This is a genomic window from Rhodohalobacter sulfatireducens (assembly GCF_022012475.1).
Lineage (GTDB): Bacteria > Bacteroidota > Rhodothermia > Balneolales > Balneolaceae > Rhodohalobacter > Rhodohalobacter sulfatireducens.
Window position 1 is genome coordinate 47,092 of record NZ_JAKLWS010000003.1, and the last position, 12,412, is coordinate 59,503.

Here is a 12,412-nt window from a genome sequence, read left to right on the forward strand (position 1 = left end):
AATTGATTTCAATCTCATCAAAAATGATCACTCAACTACTTCAAACCGGATTTTTCTCTCCTTGTTTTGATTGGATTCCGTATCGAGAATGGAAACGACTAACTCGTAAAAACCGGGATTAAGATTCGCGGTTTCAATTTGCAGGTTCTCTCTTACAATGGTGGTTTCATTCGTGAAATTCAATGTGAGGACAAACTCACTTTGATCTCTGCGGATATTGCCCTGCTCATCAACGGGAAGAATTCTGTATGTCATTTCAAAATGGGTGAAACCGTCGGCCTGCCTCATCAAGTTATAGACTTCAAAATGTAATTGAAGTGTTTCACCAAATGGAATCAATCGGTTATTGGCGACTTTAAAATCAAACGGTTCCGTTGTTTCGCTGGGGTGATTGAATCCCAATATCAGATCGGAGACTTCCAGGGTGTCGGGATAGCTGCTAAGAGGCTCTGGTTGACGATACTGCTGTTTGTTCCAGCCACGTAAAGCGGGAGGAAACGGGGTTTCAAAAAGTGATTGCGAATTTGGATTGTAGTTCATCAACTCTACTGATACCGATTGAAAAGTTTTACCGACATGATTCTGGTGGAAAACCGAAGTTGAAACCTGGTCTTCTGTTGGCCTCGTAATAATTAAGGGTGGTTGATCGGATCGATTTGCAGAAATTTCCCAGGATTCGTTATAAGCCTGGAGGTTATGAACCAATTCGTAATAGGTGTGTTGGTCAATCGCATTGTATTGCTGGCCGAGGTCACTCTGCAAAAGGTTCTGTCCCTCATTTCGATTGTAATCAATCAGGAAGGCTTCCTGGGCAGAACTTTCCACATAGGTTAATATTTCCGGATCCAGTGAATCACTCAAAAATCGGTATTGATAGACACTGAGAGGTATTTGCGGGATCAGGTCGGCATAGGTTGATTTTTGTACGGGCGCTTTGTTTACCTGTTGATTGATGATTTGTTGACTCTCCGTTTGAAAGGCCAGATCCATACCCTGGAACGCCTGAATCCCCTGGTCAAGAATTCTTTTTTGAAGTTCATTCAAGCGCTGTGCAAAAAAATCATCCACCTGTGCAAGCTGTTCGTAGTACAAAAGTTGAAGAATGAGCGCGGGAGTGATACCGGCACGCGTAAAGTTTAGGGATTCCTCATCTTCCTCTTCATCAACATAAAAAGCGCGTTCGGGGATAAAATCTTCCAGGCTGGTTTGAAGGGCGAATTTGTCATTTCGAACATCAGTTCCAAAAAGAAAAATGATTGGTTGATTTTGTGGCTCAACAACCTGGTCATAAAACCAGATTTCATATTCGGGGTAGCGATGAAATTCATAAATGGCATCTTGCAGCCGTTGCATCACCTGGCGGTCAGCATCTTGTAAGTTCTCCGGTGTACGATTTTCATTTTGTCGATCCGGTGCCAGTTGATTTTCAAGCCAGTTTCGAATATTAAAACTCTGCAGAGTAAGGATCCCATTTTTAGAACGGTCCGGTTCACCATAGCGAATATAAATCAGTGCACGCTCGTCCGTACCATAAACTGTTTCTTCATTTTTGGTATAGCGATTCTGTGCTTCCGCAATGCGCTGCCAGTGTTCAATTAACCGTTCATTCGTAATATTTGCCGGAGTTGGATCGTGCTGAACCCAAAACCCTTTCATATCAATTCCAAGGTTTGGATTTTCATTATTCCACCAATTCAACCACTGGCGAGAAATTCCATCACCAATTACTGGTTTAAGCCGTTCTATTTCCTGACGAACGGCTACGTGACTTTCTATACCGTTGCCATCCGTCATTGCCCGGTAGTATAGCAGGGTGGCGGGTTCATAGTAGCTGCGCATATTATTTGCCGATACTACCCGAATAAACTCAATGCCAATACGGGAGTCCACAGAGGATGAGTTCTGGTAAGAATCGTACCAGATATCCAGCGCTTGGGAGGTGTTTCCACGGTTCAACTGCTCCAAACCCCGTTCATATGCTTGCTGTGCCTGCCCAAAAACAGGTGCAACATTCAGAAACAGGAATGCCAAAAACAGTTGTATGGATATTCTTTTTTTAAATCTCAACATCAGGTTATACAAATTAACGGATTCTTAAAAAAATACAACGTACAAAATAGGGGTTTCTTTGAATCAAAAAGTCGTGGAAATGTTCAGAAAGAAATTTCATTTTTTGTACCTTGTATCAGTAGCTTCAAAATGGTCTTTTAGTATCCACTTTCTTCCATGGCAGATAATTACAGAGTTTTAACGCGCACATACCGACCACAGACTTTTGATGATATCGTATCTCAGGAACATGTGAGCAGTACTCTGAAAAACGCGATCAAGCAGAACCGAATTTCGCATGCCTATATGTTCTGTGGCCCGAGAGGGGTTGGTAAAACCACAATGGCGCGTGTACTAGCGCGTACACTGAATGAGATTGATGCGTCTGTTGATGGTGAATCTCTAAGCCAAACGTTAAATGTAGTTGAAATTGACGCCGCCTCTAACAACAAGGTAGAGGATGTTCATCACCTTCGCGAAGTAGTTCGAGTACCTCCTCAAAGCGGAAAATACAAGGTATTTATTATTGATGAGGTTCACATGCTCAGCAAATCGGCGTTTAATGCGCTGTTGAAAACACTGGAAGAGCCGCCGCCGCATGCGATCTTTATTTTTGCCACGACTGAACCACACAAAGTTCTTCCCACAATACTTTCACGCGTACAACGATTTGATTTCAAGCGCATTAGTGTTGATGAGATTGTTGAACAGCTTCGAAATGTGTGTAAAAATGAAGGAATTACTATAGATGATGAATCCCTTCACGTAATTGCCAAAAAAGCTGATGGTGCATTACGTGATGCTCTTGGATTGATGGACCAGGCGATTGCCTTTTGTGGAAATGAGATCACCTATTCGCAGATTACCCAGGCCCTGAACATTGTTGGGAATGATGAACTCTTTGAGTTTACCGACGCGGTCAGTAAACAAAATGCTGAGCAGGGATTGCTTTTGATCGATCAACTGCTGAAGGATGGTGTGGATATTCTCGAATTTTTAGTATCGCTGACCTCACATTTTAGAAATTTGTACGTGGCGCATCAAAATGAGCAGATGCATTTGGTTGAAGCTACAGCGGAAACCAAACGGAGATACCAGGAAACGGCTCAACTATTTTCTGAGGATGATCTGTTGAGAATGCTTCACATGGTGAGTGATGCGCAAACGAAAATTCGTGATGTACAACAGCCGCGAGTTCATTTCGAAATCCTGATGCTGAAATTGGTTCACATGAGCCGGATCAAAAATCTCAAAACTCTCCTTGATGAAGCAGCTCAGTTAAAAAAAAAGGGCAGTAACAGGGTAGCTGCCAAGAATTCTGCTCAAAAAGAAAAATCGGGAGAAAAACCGAGTCTTAACGGTCATTTAAAAGAGGAGAACCCGGATAAAGGCCCGTCCCGTCCAAATCAACAGATGTCTGAAGAGATAGAACCGAAAGAGGAAGGCACCAATGAAAGTAAAGAGGTCTCTACTTTAGAAGATAAATCCCCAGTCGAGGCAGCTCAAACGGAGGTTACCGAAGAGGAGGACGAAGATCTTGATGAATTGTTGATGGGTAAGCCCAGTCTCGGATTTGCGAAAGGAATCAGTACAGCAAACGGTGTTAAGAAGAAAAAATCGGTTCAGAAAAAAGAGGTACAAAAGCGGGCACTCCGCGGTGTTGAAGATGTTGAGGAATGTTGGGATGAGTACCTGGAGTTACTGAAAAGCGAAGTTCAGTATTTATTATTCGAACAGATGAACCGTGTGCGTTTAAAAGACTTGAAAGGATCGGAAGTGATCGTTTCGGCGAGTGATGAATTTTCTCGAAAACTGATTCATGAAAATCAACAGACGCTAACTGCATTGTTTAAAGAACAGAACGGTGTTTTTGTACGTTTTAAATGTGTTGTTGAGAGAGCTAAAAAGAAAAAATCTCAACAACTAAATCCGTACGAACGCTTCCGGGAATTACAGAAGAAAGATCCTCAACTGCGATCGATTGTAGAAATTTTTGGTGCTGAATTTGAGTATTAAGACATAAGTTTTACGGTCATCCAGAACCTGTCTGACGAAGCTTTAGCACAGGCAGGCTTAATTCAGGATCTCCTGTCGTAATTAATGTTGGAGATTCTGAGTCGAGCTCAGAATGACAAATCGAAACGAATCATATTGGTGAGGATTCCGTTTCACTAATTCAAACAGAAAATTAAAAAAACAGAATATTATGAGTGATCAGAATATGGCCGATATGTTTGGAAAGATTTCCAACATGCAGGCAAAAATGAAGGAAGTACAAGACCGTTTGGGAGAACTGACTGTGGAAGCGGAAGCCGGCGGCGGTATGGTAAAAGTAACTGCTAACGGAAATCGCAAGATTGTAAGTATTGACCTTGATAAAGATGTAATTGACCCGGAAGACAAGGAGATGGTTGAAGATCTTGTTGTTGCGGGTGTAAATAAAGCATTAGAGAAAGCAGAAGATGCAGCAAAAGAAAAAATGCAGGAAGTGTATAAAGATATTCTCCCCGGCGGCGGTATTCCGGGCATGGATATGAGTAAGCTCGGCCTGTAATTTTTGCTCAATAATTAAAGTCTCCTTTATAGAACTCTAAATGCAAATCACCTCTGAAGCTCTTGAACGGGCGATTGAAGAACTGGCTAAACTCCCCGGCACGGGTCGGAAATCAGCTCAGCGTATAGCTATCCATCTGTTAAAGCAAACAGATGAGCATGTTTCAAAATTGGCTGATGCTCTTATTCAACTCAAAAAATCTGTAACACGCTGTTCTGTTTGCGGAACCATTACGGATACCGACCCCTGTTCAATTTGCAGTAATCACAAGCGGATGAATGGTGTAGTTTGTGTGGTTGAGGAGTTCCAGGATGTGTATATCATAGAAAAAACGAATGAGTTTCGAGGGCGATATCATGTGTTAGGCGGAACCATCTCTCCATTGGAAAACATTGGCCCCGATGATATTCGTATTAAAGAACTTCTGGATCGCATCGCCGATGAAGATGAGTCGATTGAAGAGGTGATTCTTGCTCTCAACCCCGATGCCGAAGGAGAAGCGACCTCCTACTACATCAATAAATTGTTAAAAAATTACGAGATAGAAATCACTCGAATTGCCTATGGGATACCGATGGGTACCGAACTTGAATTTATTGACGAAGCTACTCTCAGCCGTGCATTCGCCAGCCGAACATCTTTTTGACTAATTTAATATTTCATGCTTTTTCTCTACAATCGATTTTCAACGAAGGTTCTCTATACTCTTTTATGCCTGATTATTACAGGATTTATTCGACCTGATCCATCTAACGCCCAAAGGGCCGGTTACTGGCAGCAGGAAGTCCACTACGAGATGGAGATCGATATGGATGTGGAAATGAATCGGTTTGATGGAACGCAAAAACTAACTTATACCAATAACTCACCGGATACACTGAATCGGGTGTTTTATCACCTGTTTTTCAATGCGTTTCAGCCGAACAGTATGATGGATAAGCGCTCGCGGACCATCGCAGATCCCAGCAGTAGAATTTCTGATAAGATTGTTGGGTATGATAGCACTCAAATCGGGTATCAAAGAATTGATCACCTGAAACATAATGGTCAAGAGGTGGACTATACTGTTGAAGGAACCATCCTGGAAGTGCAATTGCATGAACCGATTTTGCCCGGTGAAGAAGCTGTGTTTGAAATGGATTTTAATGCTCAGGTTCCTCTTCAAACTCGCCGTTCGGGAAGAGATAATGCCGAGGGTGTTCGTTTTTCTATGTCGCAGTGGTACCCAAAAATTGCAGCTTATGATGAAGATGGCTGGCACCCAAACCCATATGTGGCTCGAGAGTTCTATGCTCCCTTTGGTGTGTTTGATGTTACGATACACATTGACCGGGATTATGTAGTCGCGGCGGGATCCATTCTTCAAAATCCGGAAGAAGTAGGTTATGGTTATGAATCGAAAGGTATGACGGTTAATCGGCCGAGTGGTGAGAAACTTACCTGGCAATTTCGGTCGGAAAATGTACACGATTTTATGTGGGCCGCCGATCCTGACTTCAAGCATACAACAGCTCAAGTACCCGACGGTCCACTGCTTCGATTCTTTTATCAAACCGATCCGGTGGCTGAGAACGCTTCGGAAGAAAAAAACAAGGAGCTGGCTGAACGATGGGAGAATTTACCGTGGTATACCGTGAAAGCATTTCAGTATATGAATAGAAACATCGGGCCATATCCTTATGATGAATATTCGGTGATTCAGGGCGGAGATGGCGGCATGGAATATATTATCGGAACTTTGATAACTGGAAATCGGAGTTTGCGAAGTTTGGTGGGGGTGACCATTCACGAGCTGGTTCATTCCTGGTTTCACGGGGTTCTGGCCAATAACGAGGTTTATGACTCGTGGATTGATGAGGGATTTACCAGCTACTTAGATGAGTTTGTAGAAAATGCGGTATTTGGAGAAACTGTTGAAAATCCAATGGCTTACAGGTACAGGAGCTATAAACAAATTGCCACAGCCGGGGGACTGGAGGAACCGATGCATATCCATTCAGATCACTATGAAACAAATACGGCTTATTCGAGAGCCTCGTACACGAAAGGCGCGCTATTTCTGCATCAACTCGGTTATATTATTGGACAGGAGACGTTGAATAGAAGTCTCAAAACATTTTACAGGGCCTGGCAGTTTAAGCATCCCACTGGAAAAGATTTTATCCGGATAGCAGAGGAGGAAAGTGGAATGGTACTGGACTGGTATTACGAATATTGGGTTACAACGACCAAAACTATCGATTACACCATTCAATCTGTAGATGCATCGGGTGAACAGACCGAAATCACACTTGAGCGAACAGATCTGATGCCAATGCCCATTGAAGTGGAAGTGACATCCACAGACAGCTCTTCAACCGTCTATTACATTCCACTTGAAATTATGTGGGGTGAAAAAGAAAATGAATATTCAGAAAAAGAGTGGGTTCAGAAAGATGATTGGCAGTGGGTATTCCCTGAATATACATTGACGATTGATCAACCTAAGAGTGATATTCAAAAGATTGAGATCGATCCCACCCATCGCATGGCTGATATCAACAGGGAGAATAATGTATGGCAGGCTCCTCTCCCCGAAGTTGAAACTCAATCACCTTGAAAGTTCTCAAAGAAATTCTCAGACAGACATCCTTAAAACTTTCACTTAACACCTAATAAATATAGGATCTTATTTTTTGAGTAGAGTTTTAAGTACGAAAAAGATGTTCTCCTTTCTCTCCATTAAGCGTCGTTTAAAGTAGGGGAACCACATTGTACCGAACGGAACATATATACGGGCGTTGAACCCATTTTTGGTGAGATTTTCCATGGTTTCCTGTCGCAGCCCGTACAGCATCTGGAATTCAAAGCGGTCTTTATTGATGTTGTTTTTGTCCGTGTAATTCTTCACGAAGTCAACCAGCTCCTCATCGTGTGTGGCAATTCGGGGAAAATCGGTTTTTTCGAGGAGTACTTTCGAGTAGTTTTTAAACGCCTCGCGTATATCAGCCATATCTTGCAATGCAATCAGCTTTGGTTCTTTGTACGCTCCTTTGCATAACCGTATATCAGCTTCCAGATCGGTAAGTTCTTCTATATCCTCTTTTGTTCTGTGTAGGTACGCCTGAAGAACAATTCCCACATGTTTGCCATATTTTTCAAATGCATCTTTAAAAATATCGATTGTTCGCTGGGTATAATCCGAGCCTTCCATATCAATTCGAACAAACGAATTAAGTTCTTTTGCTAAATCGAGAAGTTTGAAGACGTTGTTTTTGCAATACTCCTCATCAATATCCATCCCTAACATGGTAAGCTTTATGGAGATGGTGCTTTTTAACCCGGCATTATGAATTTCTTGCAGGAGTTGTCGATAGATCTCTACGGTGTCGTCAGCTGTGGTTTTCTTCTTGACATTTTCACCCAGCAGGTCGAGCGTTACCTTAATTCCCTTATCATTCAGATCTTTAATCTTGGGTATTGTCTCATCAAATGTTTTGCCCGCTACAAAGCGTCTCGCAAGAAAAAAAGGTAATTTCATAACAGAAAAATACTATTAATATGGATTAAGATGAAAAGGATTGGATTCAATAATCGTTAAAGAAAACAGAAATTAAGCAGAGATTCATTCAAAAAAGCGTAACCCTTTAATGCTTTCTCCGTACTAATTTCTTGTAGGGTGGAATGAACTATTCTAAAAAAGAAAATCTCATTTCACACATATCGGGTCAAGGAAAAAACATTAAAATTATGATAGAAAAAACATATAAAGCAGTCGTTGCCTTTTTGGTATTGGTCCTATCTTTTGTCTGCTCGGCGAATGCCCAAAATAGTGACCGGGCTTATCGTATTGATACTTTTAACACCACTGATTCTCCATCTGTCATGATTGAGACATCGGGCGGTTCGATTGATGTTATCGGACAAAACTCAGGCGAAGTTCGGGTTGAGATGTATGTTCGCAGAAATGGCAGATACGTAGATCCATCAGATACGGATCTGTCGGATTTTGATATTGAGATAGACTCGAACGGAAATACCGTAGTTGCCAAAGCCGATCGACGTGGCAGAAGCGGTTGGAGCCTCTTCGGCGGCAGAAATATTTCGATCTCTTTTGTGGTATTTGCTCCTCAAGGTTCTGCGGTTACGGGAAATACCAGCGGAGGAAGTGTTTCGGCCGAATATATCATGAATTCAGTCAATCTGAGAACAAGTGGCGGTAGTGTGAATCTAAAAGATCTTTCCGGAGAAACTGATGCACGTACATCGGGTGGGAGTATAAATGTAGAAAATGTTTCCGGAACGTTGAGTGCCCGCACAAGCGGTGGATCCGTATCTGCCTATAACGTTGATGGCGTTGCTGATCTGCGCACGTCCGGCGGAAGCATCCGTCTTGAAAATATTTCTGCTAAAATGTCTGCTCGAACAAGTGGCGGTAGTATCCGGGCAGATTTTTTATCCTTTTCGGATGATATTGAGCTGCAGACCAGTGGAGGAAGTATCCATATTGATATACAAAATGCATCAGATTTTGAATTGGATTTAAGTGGAAACCGGGTTAATACGGAACTCAGAAATTTTACCGGAGAGTTTGAGAGAGACCATATAGAAGGTAGAATTGGTAATGGCGGGCCAAAATTAACGGCTAGAACTTCCGGAGGATCTGTTAACCTGGATTACTAAATATATCGCTCACAATGAGTTAAAAGTGCGCATCTAACGGTGTCGCACTTTTTTTATTTTGGACACACTTGTCTTTTTACTTTTACATTTCTTTAAGTTTACATTAAGTTCTTTATTAACCAAAATAATCGGAGGATAAATGGGGAACACAGACCAAAGCACCGAACAAGAAGATTTCCAGCCTAAAGGGGCTATCGCTTTTTTCCTGATTCTAATTGTGATGTATACTGTGATGTGGTTTTCACTTTACTTTGAACTTTTAGGGAGGGGATAGCAAAATGGATAAATCAGAGAAAATGGCCTTAAGCCTTAGTGGAATGCTGTTAGTTTTGTTCTTTGGAGCAATTATGTATGCAGCAGTTGTTGAAGATATCCAGGTTCCAACATGTATTACAGATATGGAACCGTTCACATCAGACACGCTGTTCCAAAGTGGCCCGGAAACGTACGAGTTACAGATGGTTGCTCGGATGTGGGCATTTCAGCCATCAACAGTTCGCTTGCCCGTTGGCTCAACAGTAGATATGTATTTAACGTCTCAGGACATTACCCACGGGTTTATGATTGAAAATAAGAACGTAAACCTGATGGCGGTGCCGGGTGCAGTAAACTATATTCAAGTTACCTTCGATGAACCGGGCGAATACTTCTTTGCGTGCCATGAATTTTGTGGGGCAGCACATCACACTATGTCTGGACGGATTATTATTGAAGAAGAAGGAGTAGCAGGTAATCAAATGGGGGCATTACAATGAATTTAGAGACATTTCAATTTTCAAAATCAGCTAAGAAGCTAAATTCACTACTCATTATTATCCCGATGGTACTGCTGTTTATCGGGGTATATGGTGGCTTGATGCAGACTCTATTCCGAGCGGGAATCATCCAGAGTGATCCTTTTATGGGTGGAGATTATTACAAGGGATTAACTATTCACGGTGTTTTAAATGCAATTGTATTTACCACATTTTTTGCGGTAGCACTTGGCAATGCATTGATTCCGTATTCTCTGAAGATGAACCTGAATACGAAAGCTGCCTGGGCATCGGGTATACTGATGCTGGTAGGATCAGTGATGGCAGGTGTTGTCATGCTAATGGGTGAGGCAACGGTATTATACACATTCTATCCGCCTTTGAAGGCACATCCGCTGTTTTATGTGGGCCTGACCTTATTGGTTGTTGGTTCATGGGTGGCATTTTTCAACTGGATACCGATGTACCTGAAATGGCGTCGAGAGAATCCCGGCGAAAAAACCCCGCTAACAGTTGTGGGAATGTTCACCACGTTTATCGTATGGCTGATTGCCACGGCATCCGTTGCTGTTGAAATTTTGTTTATGCTTCTGCCATGGTCTCTTGGTTTGATAGATGAGGTAAATGTGATGCTTGCAAGGACATTATTTTGGTTTTTTGGTCACCCATTGGTGTACTTTTGGTTATTGCCGGCATATGTGATGTACTATTCATTCATGCCAAAACTTGCTGACGGTAAGCTCTATTCCGATATGGCCGGCCGACTGGTATTTATGATGTTTGTGGTATTTTCCGTTCCGGTTGGTACACACCACCAATACATGGACCCGGCTATTGGATCGCAATGGAAGCTGATACATGGTATCTTTACGTTTGCTGTTGCGCTGCCAAGTTTAATTACAGCATTTACCCTGGCGGCTTCTCTTGAATATGCAGGACGACAACGCGGAGGTAAAGGATTGTTCGGATGGATTACGAAACTCCCCTATTTCGACAAAGAAAAATGGTTTTTCTCATATCTCATTTCCGGATTGATCATTTTCATCTTTGGCGGGATTAGTGGAATTGTGAATGCATCCTATCAAATGAACACGGCTGTCCATAATACAGCATGGGTTCCGGGACACTTTCACCTGACGGTTGCCGGTCCGGTATTGCTTGCTTTCTTAGGCGGCAGTATGTATTTAATTCACCAGTTTATGGGTAAACCAGTGAAGATGAAAGGCTGGACATTATCCGTTCCGTATATCTATACAATTGGTGTCTCGATCTTTTCATGGGGCTTGATGCGAGGAGGCCTTTTGGGTATGCCGAGACGTACTAACACCGGGGCATCATATGCAAATCCGGAAAGTGTTTTATATCAACCCGACTGGATGCCATACATTGATATTACGGTGATTGGCGGAATTATTATGTTCCTGGCAATTGTAATCTTTGTGGTTGCATTCTTTGCTACGGTATTTGCCCGAAGTGAGGTAACAGCCGAGGAACCCAAGGTTACATTCCCAATTACGGCTCCGTTGCATAACGAACCTTCACTATGGTTAAGAAATTTCAAACCATTTATAATAATTGCTATCATCTTAATCGTACTTTCATATACACCTGTTATATATGATGTTTTACAGTCAACATACGACGGTTCACTACCCTATTCACCGAATAGTCCGGTACCGTTACGTTAAAGAATGATAAAGACAATTAGTCTGGCAATGTTTAAAAAGAAGTTTTTTTGGCAAATCATAATATTGCTGGGGATCACAGTTCTGTATCTGCAGAGCTGTGATCGTTTGTCAGTAGAAAAAGACCTGGAGGGTGTAGAATATAATTTGGTTGATCAGGACAGCAGTAAGATTGCATTTCCTGAAGACTTTTCCGGAAAAGTAATGCTCGTGGGGTATGTTTACACACACTGCCCGGATATCTGTCCCATGATTACCTACAATATGAGAGACGTACAACAGGAACTGGGGCAACACGAAGATTTCATGCTGGTGAGCGTTTCATTCGATCCGACACGAGATACGCCCACTGTTTTATCTAATTATGCCAACAGCTATAGTATCAACCAAAATAATTGGCGGTTGTTAACAGGTGATAAAGACGAGGTAGATTCACTCCTCGAAGAGCTTGAGATTGCAACCGTGAAGACTCCCACTCGATTTACGGAAGATAATACTCCTATCTACTTTATTGATCATACCGATCGAGTAAGTCTGATAGATCGGGAGGGTCGTGTGCGGAATTCGTATCTTGGGAGTGAATTAAGTTCTGAAGAAGTTATTCAGGATTTAGAAAAACTTTTAAATGAAACTTGAAAAAACTTTCTCGTATGAATGTTGTATTTTTAATACTTGTTCAAAAGAGAAGAATTTTAACACAAAACATA

General features: G+C 42.0%; 11 protein-coding genes. 9 read left to right on the top strand and 2 right to left on the bottom strand.

Going from position 1 to position 12,412, the window contains the following annotated elements; all coding sequences use genetic code 11:
- Positions 1-27: 27 nt before the first annotated feature.
- Positions 28-2,070, bottom strand: a complete 2,043-nt coding sequence (locus L6773_RS03540) for a GWxTD domain-containing protein (protein ID WP_237852473.1) — start codon at positions 2,068-2,070, stop codon at positions 28-30.
- A gap of 156 nt (positions 2,071-2,226) precedes the next feature.
- Here L6773_RS03540 and dnaX point away from each other — a divergent pair, with 156 nt between their 5' ends.
- From dnaX to L6773_RS03560, 4 genes are all read left to right on the top strand, one after another.
- A complete protein-coding gene (dnaX, locus tag L6773_RS03545) occupies positions 2,227-4,065 on the top strand; it encodes a DNA polymerase III subunit gamma/tau (RefSeq protein ID WP_237852474.1) in 1,839 nt (612 codons plus the stop codon).
- A gap of 190 nt (positions 4,066-4,255) precedes the next feature.
- Positions 4,256-4,603 carry a YbaB/EbfC family nucleoid-associated protein gene (locus tag L6773_RS03550; protein WP_237852475.1) on the top strand — a complete coding sequence of 116 codons (348 nt, stop codon included), beginning with the start codon at positions 4,256-4,258 and terminating at the stop codon, positions 4,601-4,603.
- A 40-nt stretch (positions 4,604-4,643) separates the two neighbouring features.
- Positions 4,644-5,249: a recombination mediator RecR gene (recR, locus tag L6773_RS03555; RefSeq protein WP_237852476.1), complete on the top strand. Its 606-nt coding sequence runs from the start codon at positions 4,644-4,646 to the stop codon at positions 5,247-5,249.
- A 15-nt stretch (positions 5,250-5,264) separates the two neighbouring features.
- Positions 5,265-7,202 (top strand): M1 family metallopeptidase, encoded by a 1,938-nt coding sequence (locus L6773_RS03560; protein ID WP_237852477.1) that lies wholly within the window; start codon positions 5,265-5,267, stop codon positions 7,200-7,202.
- 69 nt (positions 7,203-7,271) lie between these two features.
- Here the strand turns inward: L6773_RS03560 and L6773_RS03565 are convergent, their stop codons facing one another.
- On the bottom strand, positions 7,272-8,123 hold the full coding sequence (locus L6773_RS03565; RefSeq protein ID WP_237852478.1) for a proline dehydrogenase family protein: 852 nt from the start codon (positions 8,121-8,123) through the stop codon (positions 7,272-7,274).
- A 209-nt stretch (positions 8,124-8,332) separates the two neighbouring features.
- Here L6773_RS03565 and L6773_RS03570 point away from each other — a divergent pair, with 209 nt between their 5' ends.
- From L6773_RS03570 to L6773_RS03585, 5 genes are all read left to right on the top strand, one after another.
- Positions 8,333-9,265 (top strand): DUF4097 family beta strand repeat-containing protein, encoded by a 933-nt coding sequence (locus L6773_RS03570; protein ID WP_237852479.1) that lies wholly within the window; start codon positions 8,333-8,335, stop codon positions 9,263-9,265.
- 139 nt (positions 9,266-9,404) lie between these two features.
- Positions 9,405-9,539 (top strand): hypothetical protein, encoded by a 135-nt coding sequence (locus tag L6773_RS21445; RefSeq protein WP_255727692.1) that lies wholly within the window; start codon positions 9,405-9,407, stop codon positions 9,537-9,539.
- Between the two features lie 4 nt (positions 9,540-9,543).
- Entirely contained in the window at positions 9,544-10,020 is a 477-nt protein-coding gene (locus L6773_RS03575; protein ID WP_237852480.1) for a cytochrome c oxidase subunit II, read from the top strand.
- Complete coding sequence (locus L6773_RS03580; protein ID WP_237852481.1) at positions 10,017-11,708, top strand: cbb3-type cytochrome c oxidase subunit I; 1,692 nt, start codon at positions 10,017-10,019, stop codon at positions 11,706-11,708. The genes L6773_RS03575 and L6773_RS03580 overlap by 4 nt, the downstream gene beginning before the upstream one ends.
- Before the next feature lie 105 nt (positions 11,709-11,813).
- Positions 11,814-12,341: an SCO family protein gene (locus L6773_RS03585; protein WP_237852482.1), complete on the top strand. Its 528-nt coding sequence runs from the start codon at positions 11,814-11,816 to the stop codon at positions 12,339-12,341.
- Positions 12,342-12,412: the final 71 nt, after the last annotated feature.

Excerpts from the sequence above, each read along its gene's own strand:
- L6773_RS03570 (WP_237852479.1), top strand. The coding sequence starts at position 8,333 with ATGATAGAAAAAACATATAAAGCAGTCGTTGCCTTTTTGGTATTGGTC.
- L6773_RS03560 (WP_237852477.1), top strand. The coding sequence starts at position 5,265 with ATGCTTTTTCTCTACAATCGATTTTCAACGAAGGTTCTCTATACTCTT.
- L6773_RS03575 (WP_237852480.1), top strand. The coding sequence starts at position 9,544 with ATGGATAAATCAGAGAAAATGGCCTTAAGCCTTAGTGGAATGCTGTTA.
- recR (WP_237852476.1), top strand. The coding sequence starts at position 4,644 with ATGCAAATCACCTCTGAAGCTCTTGAACGGGCGATTGAAGAACTGGCT.
- L6773_RS03580 (WP_237852481.1), top strand. The coding sequence starts at position 10,017 with ATGAATTTAGAGACATTTCAATTTTCAAAATCAGCTAAGAAGCTAAAT.
- L6773_RS21445 (WP_255727692.1), top strand. The coding sequence starts at position 9,405 with ATGGGGAACACAGACCAAAGCACCGAACAAGAAGATTTCCAGCCTAAA.
- L6773_RS03540 (WP_237852473.1), bottom strand. The coding sequence starts at position 2,070 with ATGTTGAGATTTAAAAAAAGAATATCCATACAACTGTTTTTGGCATTC.
- L6773_RS03550 (WP_237852475.1), top strand. The coding sequence starts at position 4,256 with ATGAGTGATCAGAATATGGCCGATATGTTTGGAAAGATTTCCAACATG.
- dnaX (WP_237852474.1), top strand. The coding sequence starts at position 2,227 with ATGGCAGATAATTACAGAGTTTTAACGCGCACATACCGACCACAGACT.
- L6773_RS03565 (WP_237852478.1), bottom strand. The coding sequence starts at position 8,123 with ATGAAATTACCTTTTTTTCTTGCGAGACGCTTTGTAGCGGGCAAAACA.